Annotated in this window: 13 protein-coding genes; 8 read left to right on the forward strand and 5 right to left on the reverse strand. The window is 61.3% G+C overall.

Features of this window, described 5'->3' with window-relative positions; genetic code table 11:
• The first annotated feature begins 20 nt into the window (after window positions 1-20).
• The 3 genes from R3E82_10335 to cls are packed head-to-tail and all read left to right on the forward strand — an operon-like array spanning window position 21 to window position 3,450.
• Window positions 21-641 carry a glutathione S-transferase family protein gene (locus R3E82_10335; GenBank protein MEZ5551277.1) on the forward strand — a complete coding sequence of 207 codons (621 nt, stop codon included), beginning with the start codon at window positions 21-23 and terminating at the stop codon, window positions 639-641.
• Window positions 530-2,005: an MFS transporter gene (locus R3E82_10340; GenBank protein ID MEZ5551278.1), complete on the forward strand. Its 1,476-nt coding sequence runs from the start codon at window positions 530-532 to the stop codon at window positions 2,003-2,005. The genes R3E82_10335 and R3E82_10340 overlap by 112 nt, the downstream gene beginning before the upstream one ends.
• Entirely contained in the window at window positions 2,002-3,450 is a 1,449-nt protein-coding gene (cls, locus tag R3E82_10345) for a cardiolipin synthase (protein MEZ5551279.1), read from the forward strand. The genes R3E82_10340 and cls overlap by 4 nt, the downstream gene beginning before the upstream one ends.
• A gap of 607 nt (window positions 3,451-4,057) precedes the next feature.
• On the opposite strand, the gene R3E82_10350 is transcribed toward cls, so the two are convergent.
• From R3E82_10350 to R3E82_10360, 3 genes are all read right to left on the reverse strand, one after another.
• A complete protein-coding gene (locus tag R3E82_10350) occupies window positions 4,058-5,482 on the reverse strand; it encodes an IS1380 family transposase (protein ID MEZ5551280.1) in 1,425 nt (474 codons plus the stop codon).
• A 95-nt stretch (window positions 5,483-5,577) separates the two neighbouring features.
• The gene (locus R3E82_10355) at window positions 5,578-6,951 is read right to left on the reverse strand and encodes an aspartate aminotransferase family protein (protein MEZ5551281.1); all 1,374 of its coding nucleotides are present in this window, start codon (window positions 6,949-6,951) and stop codon (window positions 5,578-5,580) included.
• Window positions 6,948-8,273 (reverse strand): glutamine synthetase family protein, encoded by a 1,326-nt coding sequence (locus R3E82_10360; protein MEZ5551282.1) that lies wholly within the window; start codon window positions 8,271-8,273, stop codon window positions 6,948-6,950. Before R3E82_10360 ends, R3E82_10355 begins: the two co-directional genes overlap by 4 nt.
• 57 nt (window positions 8,274-8,330) lie before the next feature.
• Here R3E82_10360 and R3E82_10365 point away from each other — a divergent pair, with 57 nt between their 5' ends.
• Window positions 8,331-9,611, forward strand: coding sequence for an FAD-binding oxidoreductase (locus R3E82_10365; protein MEZ5551283.1), 1,281 nt, complete (start codon window positions 8,331-8,333; stop codon window positions 9,609-9,611).
• Window positions 9,612-9,620: 9 nt separating this feature from the next.
• Here R3E82_10365 and R3E82_10370 read toward each other — a convergent pair whose 3' ends face one another.
• The gene (locus tag R3E82_10370) at window positions 9,621-11,300 is read right to left on the reverse strand and encodes an amidohydrolase (protein MEZ5551284.1); all 1,680 of its coding nucleotides are present in this window, start codon (window positions 11,298-11,300) and stop codon (window positions 9,621-9,623) included.
• 13 nt (window positions 11,301-11,313) lie between these two features.
• Between R3E82_10370 and R3E82_10375 the strand changes: the two genes are divergently transcribed.
• From R3E82_10375 to R3E82_10385, 3 genes are all read left to right on the forward strand, one after another.
• Window positions 11,314-12,648: a glutamine synthetase family protein gene (locus R3E82_10375; protein MEZ5551285.1), complete on the forward strand. Its 1,335-nt coding sequence runs from the start codon at window positions 11,314-11,316 to the stop codon at window positions 12,646-12,648.
• 106 nt (window positions 12,649-12,754) lie between these two features.
• Window positions 12,755-13,903, forward strand: coding sequence for an epoxide hydrolase (locus tag R3E82_10380; protein MEZ5551286.1), 1,149 nt, complete (start codon window positions 12,755-12,757; stop codon window positions 13,901-13,903).
• Between the two features lie 276 nt (window positions 13,904-14,179).
• Entirely contained in the window at window positions 14,180-14,500 is a 321-nt protein-coding gene (locus R3E82_10385) for an RNA-binding protein (protein ID MEZ5551287.1), read from the forward strand.
• Between the two features lie 197 nt (window positions 14,501-14,697).
• Here R3E82_10385 and R3E82_10390 read toward each other — a convergent pair whose 3' ends face one another.
• The gene (locus R3E82_10390; protein MEZ5551288.1) at window positions 14,698-16,077 is read right to left on the reverse strand and encodes a DEAD/DEAH box helicase; all 1,380 of its coding nucleotides are present in this window, start codon (window positions 16,075-16,077) and stop codon (window positions 14,698-14,700) included.
• 215 nt (window positions 16,078-16,292) lie between these two features.
• Between R3E82_10390 and R3E82_10395 the strand changes: the two genes are divergently transcribed.
• The gene (locus tag R3E82_10395; protein ID MEZ5551289.1) at window positions 16,293-16,916 is read left to right on the forward strand and encodes a 1-acyl-sn-glycerol-3-phosphate acyltransferase; all 624 of its coding nucleotides are present in this window, start codon (window positions 16,293-16,295) and stop codon (window positions 16,914-16,916) included.
• The last annotated feature ends 92 nt before the right edge of the window (window positions 16,917-17,008 follow it).

A 17,008-nucleotide genomic window follows, 5' to 3' on the forward strand; every position in this document is an offset into this window, starting at 1 on the left:
TCAGGACAACGGCTCCACCAATGAAGCTCTACGACAACGTCCAGGCTCCCAACCCGCGCCGGGTACGGGTGTTTCTCGCTGAAAAACAGATCGACATCGAGCGCGTGCCGGTGGACATGATGAAGGGCGAGCATAAAACACCCGAGTTCCTCCGGAAAAACGCCAATGGACAGATTCCGGTGCTGGAACTGGACGACGGCACCTGTATCTCGGAGTCCGTCTCCATCTGCAGATACCTCGAGGCCCTGCACCCGGAGCCGCCGCTGTTCGGAACCACGCCGGAAGAAATCGGCCTGATCGACATGCACCATCGACGGCTGGAGCTGGGTCTCGGACACAGCATCAGCACTTCCTGGGTAAACGGTCCCGTGGTGGCCAGAATGGCGGCGGGCCGGTTCAAACAGATTCCCCAGGCCAAGGAACAGAGCGACGCCAGGGTGAACGCCTACTATCAGCGTCTGGATGGTGAACTGGCAGAACGCGCGATGATGGCGGGGGAGCGCTACAGCGTGGCGGACATCACCGCCATGTGTCTGATCGATTTCGCCGAGAAACTGGTCGGGCTGCCGCCGGATCCGGCGCTGCTGAATCTCGCGCGCTGGCGTGCGGAGGTCGGCGGGCGGCCGAGCGCGAGCGCCTGAACCAGCCGACGACCCGGCGCCGGATTCCCGGCGACTGGCCTTTCAATCCCCGCCGCACGCCCTTCTTTTATGGCTGGGTGATCTGGCTGTTCTCGACGCTGGGATTTCTCATGAGTGTGCCGGGGCAGACCATGGGGATGGCGGTGTTCACCGACCCCTTCATCGACGCTTTCGATCTCAGCCGCACGGAACTGTCCTTCGCCTACCTCGGCGGCACGGTCACCAGCGCCCTGTTCCTGACACGAGCCGGCAGACTCTATGACCGGCTCGGCGCGCGGATCATGGTGGCCGGTTCTGCACTGCTGCTGGGCCTGCTGGTCGTGTTCATCAGCCTGGTCGACCACATCGGTACTGCCCTGGCCGCGGTGCTGGGACTGCCCCTCGCAGCGGTGACCCTGCCCGCCATGCTGATCGGCTACTTCGGTGTCCGCTTCGCAGGACAGGGTGTACTCACCAGCGCCTCTCGAAACGTTCTGCTGGTGTGGTTCGAGCGGCGCCGCGGCATCGTCTCGGGTGCCCGCGGTGTGTTCGTCTCACTGGGATTTTCCATCGCCCCGCTGCTGCTGGCACTGATGATCGATGATTTCGGCTGGCGCGGCGCCCTCTGGCTCATGGCCGCGGTGCTGATCTTCGGCTTTGCCTCACTGGCGCTGTTCTTCCTGCGGGATTCTCCCGCCAGTGTCGGCTTGAATGCCGACGGTGTGAGCGACGCCGTGCGGGCGTCCGCGCCCGCTACTGCGGAAAGCTCGAAAACCCTGCACCAGGCGCGACTGAGCCCGAGCTTCTGGATCTACAGCGCCGGGCTGTCCATTCATGCCCTGTTCGGAACCGCGGTGACCTTTCACATCGTGGCAATCTTCGCAGAAGCCGGCCGCGACCGCGGGGAAGCCTTTGGCTACTTTCTGCCATCCGCCATCGTTTCGACCACCGTCAATCTGCTCGCAAGCTGGCTGGCTGATCGGTCGCGGCTCAAGCCCTTTCTGCTGGTCATGCTGAGCGCGTTTCTGCTCGGCACCACGGGACTGCTCAATCTCGACACCGCCTGGGGTTACGCCCTGCTGGTGTTCGGCTTCGGTGCCGGAGGCGGACTCTGGGGGGTGATCTCCAATCTCGCGTACGTGCGCCTGTTCGGCACCCTGCATCTGGGAGAAATCAGCGGCCTGAACACCGCATTGACCGTTATGGCCAGCGCGATCGGGCCCTTTCTCTTCAGTCTCGGCTTCGATATGAGCGGCAGCTTCCACGGTGCCGAGTGGCTCTGCGGAGGCGTCATCGTCGTGCTGCTCATCGCTGCTGCACTGATTCGACAACCCGATGATCGCGCACCGCACTTGGCGTTGCGTGCCGTAAACTCGTCCCGATGATGGCTTTTCTGGCACAGCACCTGGATTTTGCACTGCTCATCGGCTATCTGATCCTGCAGGTACTGGCCGCGTTAGCCGCTATTCATGCGGTGATGAACGCACGCACCGCACAGGGTTCCGTTGCCTGGCTGATCGCGCTGCTGGCTATTCCCGTTGTTGCCCTGCCTTTTTATGCCGCCTTCGGCCGCCACCGCTTCGTAGGCTATGTCGACGCGCACCGGGCCGGCAACGCGGCAGTCGAGCATGTTACCGGTGCAGAGTCGCGGCGCCAGGGGCAACGCTTCCGGGCCGAGTTTCCGGAAGACCCTGCACGCTTCGCTGTCTACGAGCGGATGGCGCAGCTGCCCTTCAGTTCAGGCAACGAAGCAGAACTGCTGATCGACGGCGAAGCGATGTTCAAGGCGCTGTTCGCCGGTATCTCGCGCGCCGAAGACTATGTGCTCGTGCAGTTCTACATCATCCGGGATGACGATACCGGCCAGGAGCTGCGCAGACATCTCGAAGCAGCGCTCACACGCGGGGTGCGCGTCTATCTACTCTTCGACGCCATCGGCAGCAGCAGTCTGCCCCGCCGGTACACAGACGCCCTTATTGCCGCGGGAGCCCAGGTGCACGCCTTCGCCGGAACGCGCTGGGCTGTGAAACACCTGCAGATCAATTTCCGCAATCATCGCAAGCTTGTTGTGGTGGACGGGAAGGAACTGTTCATCGGCGGCTTCAATGTCGGAGACGACTACCTCGGTCGCTACCCCGCGCTCTCACCCTGGCGCGACACCCACGTGCGGGTCCGCGGACCTGCTGCAATCGCCGCTCAGATTCCCTTCCTCGAGGACTGGTTCTGGGCCTCGGGTGAACTGCCCACAGTGCACTGGGAGCCTCAGCCGGCCAGCCAGTCCAATCAGCGGGTGCTGGTGCTTCCCGGGGGCCCGGCGGATTCGAGAGATACCTGCGGTCTGTTTTTTCTGCAGGCCATTCACGCCGCCCGCCACCGCCTGTGGATCGTCAGTCCCTACTTCGTTCCGAACAGTTCCATCATCGACGCCCTGCAGCTTGCAGCGCTGCGGGGTGTGGATGTGCGCATACTGTTGCCGCAACGCGCCGACAGTCGGCTGGTGCAGCTTGCCGGTTATGCCTACGTGCCGGAACTGGTCCGCCAGGGGGTGAAGCTCTACCGCTATCACGAGGGTTTTCTGCACCAGAAGGTCCTGCTGGCAGACGATGACTTCGCCGCGATTGGCACAGCCAATCTCGACAATCGGTCATTCCGTCTGAATTTCGAGATTCTGGTGCTTGTCGCGGACAAAGGCTTCGCCGCCCGTACCGGCACGATGCTGGAAGATGATTTCGCGAGGTCCCACCAGATCGACGCGGCGGCACTGGAAGGCCGTCGCTGGTGGTTTCGCGCCGCCGCTCGCGGCGCCAGGCTGCTGTCGCCGATTCTCTGAGCTCACCAGCACCGGACGCTCAGCCACAAAGTTCGGAATGAGGTTGATCAGAGCGTGGTCGAGGACCTGCTACCCAGTGCCTCGACCACGCTGGATGAATCCTTCCGAGCTTCGTGGCACTGCGTGCGGCCTGCAGCCGGGGGAGATCGCGCTGCTCTGTCTCGAATCCATCTCGAGGCTGGGGTGGCGAGGGGGGTTGCAGCGGACCGTGGAGCGAGGCCGAGTGCGGCAGATTGACTCGCGTGCCGCACGCGAGGCAACTCTGCCAATCGAGGGCAGCCCGGAGGGCCCGAGCGTAGGTCCGCTGCAACCCCCCTCGCCACCCCAGCCTCGCAAATCAATCCGAAAACAAGTCCCGGCCGGTACCCAGGCAGTTCGGCGCGGGCTAGCCCGCATCGCTCACCGATTGGGTAGTTGAGGCAGTTTACGGGATATTTTGAGCTGCGAGTCAGCTGCTGATCGGCGATGGTAACGATTGGTTGGGCAGGCTGCAGCGTATTGGCCGATTGCCGTGTTGTTTTCTCTTCAGCGGGGGTGTTTTGTGCGATTGAGGCGAACGCCTCCTCCGGCGACTGCCGGTTGAACATTCCTGACCAGTATTCGAACTTTATCCGGGTGGTGCCCAGGCTGGATGGCGGCGTAGGTTGGCGAGGATCTGTGCAAAGTCACTGGCGTAGGGATAAGCCTCGGAGAACGACAACCAGACCTTGCGTACCGAGATACGGATCCGTGCACCGATCTTCAACAGCTTCAGGCGGATGGTCGTGCACTGGGCTCTGGCGTGTTGTGTGCCCATGAGGCCAAGACGACGCAGCCCGTGCATCAACACGTAAGCGAACGAGGAGAAGTACAGCCGTAGCTGATTGGCGCGCAGCGTCGCCGTGCTGGTGCGGTCGGCAAAGAGCCCCAGTTGCTGCTCCTTGATGCGGTTCTCCATTTCGCCGCGCACACAGTAGAGTTTTTCGTAAAGCCGCCTGGCACCGGCACGGCTGACAGGTAAGTTGGTCACCACGAACCGTGGGTTGGCTTTACCCGGCAGGTACTCGGCTTTGCCGATAACGCGCCGCTCGCACGACCAGGACTTGCGGGTCCGATAGCGGAAGTCACGGAACCGCCGGGCCGCTTTGCCGGTTTGCTCGTACTCCACCTGGGCCTCCGCCATCTCCCGGCCCAACGCTCGATGCAGCCGCTTATTGCGGGCCAGGCCCAGCACATAGCGGACACGATTTTCCTCGCACCAGCGCATGATCGCATCCCGACAGAACCCCGAGTCGCCACGGATCACGATGCGCGTCTTCGGCCAGTGCGCCCGGATCTGGCCAACGATCCGCTCAAGCTCTTCCACACTCCCGGCCGCACCGTCTGCGTTCGATGGCCGCAGCCGCGCACACAACAGGTGCTCGCCACAGAAGATGTACAGCGGCAGATAACAGTAACAGCGGTAGTAACCGTGGAAGAAGCGGCCTTCCTGATGGCCGTGCAGCGGATCATCGGTTGCATCCAGATCCAGCCAGATCTCCCGCGGTGGCACATCGTGGGCCTCAATGAACAGGTCCACCAGCAACCGGTCAAGCGCCTGCGGATCCGCAGCGATCTTCTTGTAGCGATCACTGGCCGCCGAGGCCGGTGTGGTCAACTCCAGTCGATTCAGCGTGCTCGATCCGGCCAGCGGATACCCTCTGTCACGGTCTCGCTCGCGGTCTTCACCCGTGAGATCCCGTTTACCAACCAACAGCGCCAGCACGCTGTCCGAGCGCAGCCCATCGTGATCGTTGAGATCTGCATAACCCAGCCCCAGACCGTAGACGCGTTGCGCCACCAGCGCGTGGACACTGTGTTCGATACTGTTCGGATTACGGTAATCGGTGAAGCAGCCGGCGAGTCGACTGAGCATGCCCAGCCGCTGATCCACCTCTCGCAGCAGCAGTCCGCCACCGTCGGACGTGATCCGGCCACCATCGAATCGACCGATCACCTGACGGCGATCCAGTGCGTGAAATTTCAGTTGCTCGGGATTACACTCTGTCGCCATAGGCCTCTCGTTTTGGTGTGTGATAAGTGCTTGCCAGCACTCACTTTATGCACCAGACAGAGGCCTATTTCCATTACATCGGTGAGATTTTCGGGCTAGAGCGTGCCGATCAGTCGAGCGGCGTCGTCCAGTGTCTTCCAGGCACGTTCGGCCAGTTCATCGATCTGGGCGACGGTGGATATCAGCGGGGGTGCGACGATCAGGGATTCGCCGACATGACGCATCACCACACCGTTATCCACGGCAAGATCCCGGCAGAGTTCGCCGATCCGACCCTTTGGTTCGAACCGTTTTCGGGTCTTTTTGTCAGAGACCAGCTCGAGGGCACCCAGAAGACCAAGGCTCCTCGCTTCACCAACAATCGGATGCTCACCCAGTTTCCGGAAAATTTTCGCAAGATGGGGGGCCGCGACATCCCGGACATGGTCGACAATCTTTTCATCCCGCATGATCTCGATATTTCTGATCGCAACCGCCGCGCAGGTCGGATGACCCGAGTAGGTGAAGCCATGGTAGAACTCACCACCGCGCTGCAGGACTTCGGCCACCCGATCCGCAACTACCACCCCGCCCATGGGCAGATAGCCCGAGGTCATACCCTTGGCGATTGGCATTAGGTCAGGCTTGATGCCGTAGTAGTCGGATGCGAACCAGTGACCCGTACGGCCAAAACCGGTAATCACTTCATCCGCCACCAGCAGGATGCCGTATTCATCACAGACCTTCTGTATCGCCGGCCAGTAAGAGGCCGGCGGGATGATTACACCCCCCGCACCCTGAATCGGTTCACCTATGAAGGCGGCGACCTTCTCCGGGCCGAGAGTCTCGATGCGCTCCTTCAGCGCTCTGGCACACTCCAGTCCGAATTCGTCCGCCGACTTGTTGCCCTGGTATTCAAAATGGTAGGGCTGGCAGATGTGTTCGATTCCAGGAATCGGCAGTCCGCCCTGGGACTGGATGGCCGACATGCCGCCCAGGCTCGCCCCGGCCATGGTGCTGCCGTGATAGGCGTTTTCCCGGCTGATCACAATCTGACGCTCGGCCTGACCCTGCAGTGCCCAGTAGTAGCGCACCATGCGCAGCACGGTGTCATTGGCCTCCGATCCGGAGCCGGTAAAGAACACCTGATTCATGTGCGCGGGACTGATCTCAGCTATCAGCTCGGCCAGCCGTATGGCTGGCGGATGCGCACACTGGAAAAAACTGTTGTAGAAAGGCAACTCCTGCATCTGCTGTGTTGCCGCATCGATCAGCTCCTGGCGACCATAGCCCAGATTCACACACCACAGACCCGACATGCCGTCGAGTATCTTGTGGCCGGTGATGTCATAGATGTAGATCCCTTCACCGCGAGTGATGATTCGCGACCCTTTCTGCCGCAGAGCACCATGATCGGTGAAGGGATGCAGGTAGTGAGCAGCATCCGCTGCCTGCCAGGCGTCGAGGCTTCGCTTCTTGATCGTTTTCATACGTTCAGCAACAGATACTCACGCTCCCAGGGACTGATCACCTGGAAAAAGGTTTCAGCTTCTATCCGCTTGATCCCGGCATACACATTCACGAAGTCCTCACCGAGGATGCGGGTCAGCGCCTTGGAGTTCACAAACAGATCCAGTGCGTGATCCGGATCCCGGGTAAACGAGGGCGGCAGATCGTAGGCGGACCCCTCGACCATCTCACCCCGCTTCAGGTTTTCGGTCAGTCCCAGATAACCGCAGGCGAGCGAACTGGCGATCGCGAGGTAGGGGTTGGTATCCGATCCCGCTACCCGATTCTCTATGCGCCGGTTCTTCGCATCGGATATCGGCACTCGCAGGCCCACGGTGCGGTTGTCGCGACCCCAGTGGACGTTGATCGGCGCCATGAGAAACCGGGTAAAGCGTCGGTAGGAGTTCACATAGGGTCCGAACATCGGCAACGCTTCCGGCAGATAGCGCTGCAGTCCACCAATGAAAGCCGAGAACGCGGCGGTGTCTTCGCCACGCTCATCGGAGAAGATGTTCTTACCTGTCGCGATATCGATCACACTCTGATGCAGATGCAGCGCACTGCCCGGCTCCTTGGCCATGGGTTTTGCCATGAAAGTCGCATAGATGCCGTGTTTCAGCGCCGCTTCCCGCACCACCCGTTTGAACAGAAACACCTGGTCGGCGAGAGACAGCGGATCGCCGTGATTGAAATTAATTTCCAGCTGCCCGGCACCGGCTTCGTGAGACAGGGAGTCCGCATCGATATCCATTGCTTCGCAGTAGTCGTAGATGTCTTCAATGATCGGATCAAATTCGTTCACCGCATCAATTGAATAGGGCTTACCGGCTACTTCGGGGCGACCGGAACGGCCGATGGGTGGTTCCAGCGGATAGTCCGGGTCGATGTTCTTCTTCACCAGATAGAATTCGACCTCTGGCGCGACCACAGGGCGCAAGCCGCGCTGCGTATAAAGGGCCAGCACGTTTTTAAGAACCTGCCGGGGAGAAATGTCGATCGGGGTGCCATCGTGACGGTAGCAGTCGGCGATGACACAGCAGGTCGGTTCGTCCGTCCAGGGCACCCGGCGCATCGTTGCCATATCCGGCTGCAGCACCATGTCCCGGTCGAGTTCGAACACATCGTCGACATAGTCACCGGTGATGGCTTGAATGAATATGGATTCGGGGAGTCGGTGATCGAGATCGAGAAATTTACTCGCCGGCATGAACTTGCCACAGGCAACACCGGCAATGTCCGGTATCAGCAGCTCCACTTCATCAATTCGGTTTTCTTTGAGCCAGGTTGCGGGCTCGATACTCATAAAGCCTCAGGTGCTGTGGAAGTGCGGCTAGTCTACAGAATCCGCTAAGCTTCCCCAATGGCCGCGCCAGAGCAGAACAACTCCTATTACGAAGCCACGGTTTCACGACCGCAGTACGCCGCCCTTGACCGGTCCATGGATACTGATGTGTGCATCATCGGAGGCGGGTACACCGGACTGTCCAGCGCTCTGCATCTGGCGAACCGGGGCCTTCGCGTGGTGCTCCTTGAAGCCGGCGCGATTGGCAGTGGCGCTTCCGGGCGCAATGGCGGCCAGCTCTACGGCGGTCAACGCCAGGACGTGGACTGGCTGGAAGGGCAGTTCGATCACGACACGGCCAGGCGTCTCTGGGCGCTGGGTAACGAAGCACGGGATCTGGTGAAGTCGCTCATCGACACCCACAGCATCGACTGCGACTACACCCCGGGTATCGTCATCGCCGCACACCGCGCCCGCCATGTTGATGACTATCATGAACTGGCGGACAAGCTCAGCCGGAACTACCAGGAACCGGGCATCGAGAAGCTGGACAGGGACGGCCTTGCCGCACTCATTGGCAGCCACGCCTACCACGGCGGTTACGTGGACTGGAACAACGGCCATCTGCATCCACTCAAACTGGCCCTCGGCATGGCGCGCGCGGCGCACGGAGCTGGTGCAGATCTTTTCGAGCACTCACGCGCCGAATCGATCGAACATCGGGCGGAAAGACACCACATCCGCACCGCGCTGGGTGAAGTACGCGCGGACCGCCTGATCATCGCGACCAACGGCTACCTTGGCAATCTGGTGCCCGGGCTCGCCGCCTACATCATGCCGATCAACAATTTCATCGTGACCACCGAATCACTTTCGGAACAGACGATTGCAGATCTGTGTCCGCGCCGTGTGGCAGTAGCTGACAGCCGCTTCGTGGTGAATTACTTCCGTTTCACCCGGGATAACCGGCTGCTGTTCGGTGGTGGCGAAAACTATTCCCGGCATCTGCCAAAAGACATAGCTGCCAGAGTCAGACCCCGACTGGTGGCCGTCTATCCGCAACTGGCAGAGGCCCGGCTGGACCATACCTGGGGCGGCACACTGGCCATTACCTTCAATCGCATGCCCCATGTCGGCCATCTCACCCCAACCTGTGTCTTCGCACAGGGATTCTCAGGCCAGGGTGTAGCGATGTGTCATCTGGCCGGTCAACTGCTGGCGGAGGCATTGACCGGCAAAAGCGAGCGCTTCGAGCTCATGAGCCGGGTGCCGGTACCCCGTTTTCCGGGCGGCCGCTGGCTGCGCTGGCCGGGACTGGTCGCCGGTATGAGCTGGTACTCGTTGCTGGACAGACTCTGAAGCGCGCGACTACTGTGCGGCAGCCTCGTAGACCACTACGCCTTCGAGGAAGGTGGCCAGCACCTTCACTTCGCCGATCTCTGCTGGCTGCACCTGATAGAGGTCCCGCTCGAGCACAACCAGGTCAGCATACATACCGGGATTGAGCTGACCGGTGTCCCGCTCCTGATGCATCAGCCAGGCGCCATTGACCGTGTATGCCCGCAACATGGTGTCCAGGCTGACGGCTTCGCTGGCATTCAGTACCCCGGGTCTGATCCCCCGCGGATCGCTGCGGGTCACTGCTACTTCAGTGGCCAGCAGCGGGCTGGGTGTGGACACATTCCAGTCACTGCCGGCGACGATCCGTGCACCCGCACGCTCCAGAGAACCGATGGGGTACATCAGCTGCACCCGCGCTTCTCCCACCTGATCGGTATTGATGTCGGTGATGTATTCGTCCGGGTAGGCCCACACCGCCTGAAAGTCTGCAGCCACCCCGAGTGCTGCAAATCTCGGATAGTCATCCGGATGCACCAGCTGCAGGTGGGCGATGTGATGCCGGTTGTCCGTCGTGCCGTTTGCGGCGTGCGCTGCTTCGAAGGCGTCGAGTGCTACCCGCACCGCCCGGTCACCAATGGCGTGCACATGCACCTGGATACCGCGCCCATCCAGCGCGATCACTTTTTCATTCAGTTCATCCACCGGCACATTCAGCGCCCCGGTATGACCACCCCGGGCACCGAGGTAGGGTTCGAGCAATGCAGCGGTTTCCCCTTCGAGCACCCCGTCTGCAAATATTTTCACCGCATCGTTGCGCACTCTCGACCCCGTGCCCCGGGTCGCGGGATCGGCATTATCGACTGCGGCCATTTCATAGCCGCCCATGGAGGCAACGAAACGCAGGTTCAGCCGTCCCGCATCGGCGAGGCGCCGATACAGCGCCAGCCCCCGGGTATCCACAGCCGCGCCGATTGCTGACGTGACCCCGACACTGTTGAGCACCTGCACCGCCCGCAGCAGGGCTGCTTCCCGATCCGAATCAGATGGCTCCGGCGCCACATCCCACACCAGCTGCTGGGCTGTCTCACGGAGCGTACCACTGGGTTCACCGGCCGCATTTCGCTCGATGATACCGAGCGGAGGACTCACGGTTTCTGTCTCCACACCCGCCTCGGCCAGGGCCCGGCTGTTCGCCCAGGAAGAATGGCCATCAGCGCCCTGCAGCAGAATCGGTCGATGCGGCGCAATTTCATCCAGCAGGGACTTGTGCGGGTTCGCGTCAGCGAACAGTCCCAGGCTCCAGCCCGCACCGAGCAGCCAGTGGTCGCCCGGATCGCGCCGATCGCATTCGGTGATGGTGGCGAGAGTTTCCTCCACCGTATTGCTGCCGCTGAGGTCGCAGCGCAGCAGATCGATACCTGCACCAATCGGATGCACGTGAGCGTCGTGGAATCCGGGCAGCACCATGGCGCCGCCGAGATCGCGTTGCGGACCACTGAATCGAGCAAGAATGTCATCGTCTGAACCCAGGGCAACGATGCGTCCGTCGCGTATGGCCATGGCTTCGGCACGCGGTGTCGCGGCGTTCATGGTGTAAATCACCCCGCCACTCAATATCTGATCGACCGCTTCTCTGCCACTGCAACCGGCGATCATCCAGACCAGCGCGATTGCTCCGATACCTGCCCTTTCCAGCCCACCTCGCATACAATCGCCTCCCATGTATTTAACCCCCGAAGCCGCAGCATCATTCCTTGAGGTCCATCCCGAAATCAAGCGGGTGGACGTTTATATCATCGACCTCAACGGCTTCTTCAGAGGCAAACGCATCAGCGCAAGGCAGCTCATCAGCGCGGCATCGAGCGGTGTGAGACTGCCGCTGTCCATCTTCGCCAGTGACATCACCGGCAATACAGTGGAAGAAACCGGGCTCGGACTCGACACCGGCGACATGGACTATGCCTGCCGGCCGCTGGCCGACAGCCTGGCCATTTCACCCTGGGATCCCACCCTGGCGCTGGCCCAGCTCGACATGCTCAACCCCCAGGGTGAAAGCGCCTTTGCTGACCCGATGACCCAGCTCGAGATCATGCTGGAGCGGTTTCAGAAAAAAGGACTGCAGGTCGATGCGGGCATCGAACTCGAGTTCTATCTGCTCGACCAGGACCGATCCTTCCCACGGGGCGCCATCTCCGGCCGCCAGCAGCTCACTTCCCAGGTTTACGGCCTGAAGGAGCTGGACGACAGCGCACCCTTTTTTGACGCCGCCGAGGTGGCCCTGCAGTCGCTGGGCATCGAAGCCGAAGCAGTATCCTCCGAAGCAGCACCCGGCCAGTACGAAATCACCCTGCATCATCACCGGGACATCTCCCGGCTGTGCCGCGATGTCAGCCTGGTGAAACGCACCCTGCGTAACCTGGCTCCCGCACACGGCCTGCTCACCACCTTCATGGCCAAGCCCTTTGCCGATCTTTCCGGCAACGGGCTGCATCTGCATGTGAGTCTCGTGGATGAAAAAGGCGCCGGAATCTTCAAGGACGACGACGGGCCAAATCCGCTGCTCGCCAACGCCATCGGCGGTGTGCTCGACACCCTCGCCGAAGCCATGCTGGCCAATGCCCCCCATGGCAACTCCTATCGACGCTTTCTGCCCAACGCCTACGCGCCGGTCACCGCCTCCTGGGGTCGTGACAATCGCTCCGTTGCCATCCGCATACCCAACGACGGCGATGCCCGTTTCGAACACCGGGTTGCCTCCACCGATACCAATCCCTATATGGTTGCCGCCGCGGTGCTTGCGGGCGCGCTGCACGGACTCGACACTAAGGCGGAACTGCCACCTGCCGCCACCGGCAACACCTACCGGCAACAGCAGCACGACTACCTGCCCGCCGGCTGGGATACCGCCATCGATGTCTGGTCGGCCGCGGAAATCCTGCCGAAATACTTCGACCCCCAGTTCATGCACCTCTATTCGGTGCTCAAGCGTGCGGAATACAACACTTATCTTGCCCAGATTCCGCCGGTGGACTTCGACTGGTATTTCGAAGCCTGAGCTTCTCCGGTCGGCGCGCGGGGGCGCGGGGGCGCGGGGACAAAAAAAAAGAAGGTTAGATCTTCGAGGGCAGGGAACCGAAAATCAAGATCCGAGGAACAAGACGATGACCGACATCCGCGAATTCAAGATCAACATTGCCGCCGCCGAAATCGACGACCTGCACCGGCGCCTGCAGCACACCCGCTGGCCGGATGCGGAAACGCCGGATGACTGGAGCCAGGGTGTGCCGCTGGCCTATGCCCGGGAGATCCGCGACTACTGGCTCAATGACTACGACTGGCGCAGTCGGGAGACCTACTTCAACCGATTTCCCCAGTTCATCACTGCCATCGAAGGGCTCGACATTCACTTCATCCATGTCCGCAGTCCACACCCGAATGCCGTGCCGGTGCTGATCACCCACGGCTGGCCGGGATCGGTGGTCGAGTTCCACAAGGTGATCGGTCCGCTGACGGACCCGGTTGCCCATGGCGGCTCTGCAGAAGACGCTTTCCACGTTGTCTGCCCCTCGCTGCCGGGCTACGGTTTTTCCGGCAAGCCCACCACCACAGGCTGGGGTGTGGAAAAAATCGCGGCGGTCTGGGACCAGCTCATGCTGCGACTGGGCTATGAAAGTTATCTCGCCCAGGGCGGAGACTGGGGTTCGGCGGTGACCACCGCCATCGGCCTGCAGAATCTCGGCAACTGTCGCGGCATCCACGTGAACATGCCGAGCGCCCGGCCCACCCCGGAAGCCCTCGCCAATCCCACAGAGCGGGACAGGCTGGCTCTGGCGGGAGGCCAGTACTACCAGGAGTGGGGTGCGGGCTACTCCAAACAGCAGGCCACCAGACCCCAGACCCTCGGTTACGGGCTGGTGGATTCGCCCATCGGCCAGGCGACCTGGATCATCGAGAAATTCCTGGAATGGACCGATTGTCAGGGTCACCCGGAAAACGTCCTCACCCGGGAGGAGCTGCTGGATAACGTGATGTTCTACTGGCTCACCGCCAGCGGCGCCTCCTCCGCCCGTCTCTACTGGGAAAGCTTCAACAAAGCTTTCAGCGGTGATGCCGCAAGGACCGTGACCCTGCAGACCGGCTGCAGCATATTTCCGAAGGAAATCGTGGCAACCCCGCGCAGCTGGGCCGAGCAGCGCTATACCAACATCGTCTACTGGAATGAGCTCGATCGGGGCGGTCACTTCGCAGCCTTCGAACAGCCGGAGCTGTTCGTGAAGGAACTGCGGACCTGTTTCGCGCAGATGCGCTGACCGCCGGGTACCGGAAAACGCCTCTGGAGCCCGCAGAATCCGTGATGTCACCCCTGAAACAAGCGCTCGCCTGCACGGAAATAGTGCTTTATACTCGCCAGCCTCTGGAGACCCCTGCCCCGAACTTCTATCTGAGTTTCATTCTCTAATCAGTCGTCGGCAATCGTTTCTCAAGATCCCCCAGGCATGGTGCCGACGGGGCAAAAACCTGTGCGAATGGATTCTAAGGTGGGATTCGCACAACGACTGACTCATATGAGTGCGGAGTTTGACTGAATGAAACTATATGTAGGCAATCTGCCGTGGAGCACCACGGACGCCGATCTCGAGCAACTGTTCAGCGGTGTGGGTGCTGTCACCTCCGCCCGCGTCATCACCGACCGTGACACCGGGCGTTCCCGGGGTTTCGGCTTCGTTGAGATGTCCCGCGAAGATGGCCAGAAGGCCATTGCGGAACTGAACGGACATCAGATCGAGTCCCGTGCACTTCGTGTCAACGAAGCCAACGAGCAGCAGCCCCGTCGTGATGGCGGCGGTGGCGGTCGTGGTGGTCGTGACGGCGGCCGTGACGGCGGCGGCGGTGGCGGTCGCTGGTAGAAGACTCTTCACGACAGGCGCCTGCACCAAGCGGCGCCTTTCGGAGATAATCCTCTACGGCTGAATTGGCCGAGCGCACTCACTCTTCACCGAGTGGGTGCGTCGATCCTCCTCCCCGGTTTCTTCTTCTCAGCAGGGCAAGTATTGTCTTGCTGATCCCGCTATTCCGATTCGTGATGATCTCTGTCCATTCGCGCTCAGGCGGCCGGACGGCGATTTCTGCGCCGCGAGCGGCGACGCGGTGAACCTTCGCCCGCGGCAACACCTGCACCCTCGCGGGCCGGGCCGGCTGTATTTGCACCGGCGGTGTTTCTGCCCGCATTCGCACGGCGGCTTCCGTCAGAACGCGCGGTGTCCGTGCGCCCTGTCCCCGTGTTGCTGCGCCGGTAACCATTGTTCCCGGACCCCGGTGCATCCACTTCCACGGCGTCCCGCTCGGAAGGTGGCAGGTCCACCTGGACGTGCCTGGGCGAAAGCTTGATCAGCCGCTCCACCGCCTTGAGGCGGGGGCGTTCGGTCGGATCCACGAGCGACCAGGCTACCCCGGCTGCGCCAGCACGACCGGTACGACCGATGCGATGCACATAGCTTTCCGGCTCATGGGGCAGTTCGTAGTTGAAGACGTGGGAAACTGCGTCGATGTCGATACCGCGTGCGGCGATGTCCGTGGCCACCAGTACCCAGGCTTCGCCATCTTTGAAACTTTTCAAGGCCCGCTGCCTGGCACCCTGGGACTTGTTGCCATGGATGGCTTCGGCGCCGATGCCGACATTCCCGAGCTGTCTGGCCACCTTGTTGGCGCCATGCTTGGTGCGGGTGAAGACGATGGCCCGTGATACCTCATCGTCCCGCAGCAGCCGTTCGAGCACACGCAGCTTGCGGCCGTTGTCGACCATCACCACCCGCTGATCGATCTGTTTGACCGTCACTTCCTTCGGCGATACATCCACCCGCTGCGGATTTTTCAGAATCTCCTCGGCAAGCTGGGACACTTCCCTGGGCATAGTGGCGGAGAACAGCAGCGACTGCCGTGATTTCGGTGTCTGGTTGACGATCCTTCGCACATCGCGAATGAAGCCCATGTCGAGCAGGCGGTCCGCTTCATCCAGCACCAGAACTTCGACTTCCGAAAGATCCAGAAAACGCTGGGATGCCAGATCGAGCAGTCGACCCGGTGTTGCCACCAGGATGTCCACGCCCTGATTGAGGGCCTTGATCTGCGGCTGGGCACCGACACCACCGAAGATGCAGGCATGACGCAGTCTGGCGTGTCGACCGAACTGTTCGAATTCCCCGGATATCTGCAAGGCGAGTTCCCGGGTTGGCGCCAGAATCAGCGCGCGCGGTTTCCGCGAACGGGCCGGCAGCCGGGCCTCGTCGAGGCGCTGCAGAATCGGTAATGCAAAGGCGGCCGTCTTCCCGGTACCAGTCTGGGCAATACCGAGCAGATCGCGACCTTCGAGCAGATAAGGGATACAGAGGGCCTGGATGGGGGTGGGGGTTTCGTAACCGACTTCCGCCACTGCACGGCAGAATTTCCCGCTGAGACCCAGGGGGGCAAAATTGTCCTGATTCAAGTTTTCTTCCTGATAATAAAACGCCGTCTGCAACGAGCAGCACGGACGCGTGAAGCTGGCCACCCACGCGCAAAATAGGAAGGCTGTGATTTGTTAGTAGAGGGGTATCGAGGTGACCGCGGGGTTTATCCCGGGTTGCGCGTTCGACACGCGGCGCGGAGATTGCGGCGCAGACGGGGATATGTCAAGGGCTCAATCGGCTGTTTGTGCAGTGCGTGCCGTATACTGCACCACGATTTCATCCGGGGTCCTGCATCATCAAGTCCGTCGCACGGTTTCTGCTCTGGCTCGGCGGCTGGAAGATTTCCGGTCAGCCACCGGATCTGCCCCGCTATGTACTGGTAGCTGCTCCCCATACTTCCAACTGGGATTTTGTCTGGGTCATGGCCATTGCCGTGCGCTGCGGTGTGCGCATCTCATGGTTCGCAAAAGACGCCATGTTCATCCCGCCTTTCGGCACCATCTTCCGCCGTTTCGGTGGTATCCCGGTGGATCGTTCCACCAGTACCGATCTGGTCGCACGACTGACCCAACGCTTCGCGGAATCGGAAAAGCTGATTCTGACCGTTCCGGTCGAAGGCACCCGAGGTTATGTGCCGCACTGGAAGTCCGGCTTCTATCGGATTGCCATGGCCGCGGGGGTGCCTGTCGTACTCGGCCATCTGAACTACAGAACCCGGGTTGGGGGATTCGGCCGGGCGCTGCACCTGACCGGAAATGTGAGCGCCGATATGGATCAGATCCGGGACTTCTATAAAGATGCCCATGGCAAGTATCCGGATCTGGCCTCGCCCATGCGGCTGAAGGAAGAGCAGTCTGATCAGGCTCGAGGTGACTAACCGGATGCCGGCATGGTCTGAGACCGCAGGTTGATGTAGAAAAGTCGTCGAGTATCGACGGCTACACTGCGTCAACACTTACAGCCAATCCC

Source organism: Pseudomonadales bacterium, assembly GCA_041395945.1.
In the GTDB taxonomy this organism is placed as follows: domain Bacteria; phylum Pseudomonadota; class Gammaproteobacteria; order Pseudomonadales; family Azotimanducaceae; genus SZUA-309.

Excerpts from the sequence above, each read along its gene's own strand:
- R3E82_10375 (MEZ5551285.1), top strand. The coding sequence starts at position 11,314 with ATGTATTTAACCCCCGAAGCCGCAGCATCATTCCTTGAGGTCCATCCC.
- R3E82_10365 (MEZ5551283.1), top strand. The coding sequence starts at position 8,331 with ATGGCCGCGCCAGAGCAGAACAACTCCTATTACGAAGCCACGGTTTCA.
- R3E82_10385 (MEZ5551287.1), top strand. The coding sequence starts at position 14,180 with ATGAAACTATATGTAGGCAATCTGCCGTGGAGCACCACGGACGCCGAT.
- cls (MEZ5551279.1), top strand. The coding sequence starts at position 2,002 with ATGATGGCTTTTCTGGCACAGCACCTGGATTTTGCACTGCTCATCGGC.
- R3E82_10350 (MEZ5551280.1), bottom strand. The coding sequence starts at position 5,482 with ATGGCGACAGAGTGTAATCCCGAGCAACTGAAATTTCACGCACTGGAT.
- R3E82_10360 (MEZ5551282.1), bottom strand. The coding sequence starts at position 8,273 with ATGAGTATCGAGCCCGCAACCTGGCTCAAAGAAAACCGAATTGATGAA.
- R3E82_10335 (MEZ5551277.1), top strand. The coding sequence starts at position 21 with ATGAAGCTCTACGACAACGTCCAGGCTCCCAACCCGCGCCGGGTACGG.
- R3E82_10370 (MEZ5551284.1), bottom strand. The coding sequence starts at position 11,300 with ATGCGAGGTGGGCTGGAAAGGGCAGGTATCGGAGCAATCGCGCTGGTC.
- R3E82_10380 (MEZ5551286.1), top strand. The coding sequence starts at position 12,755 with ATGACCGACATCCGCGAATTCAAGATCAACATTGCCGCCGCCGAAATC.
- R3E82_10355 (MEZ5551281.1), bottom strand. The coding sequence starts at position 6,951 with ATGAAAACGATCAAGAAGCGAAGCCTCGACGCCTGGCAGGCAGCGGAT.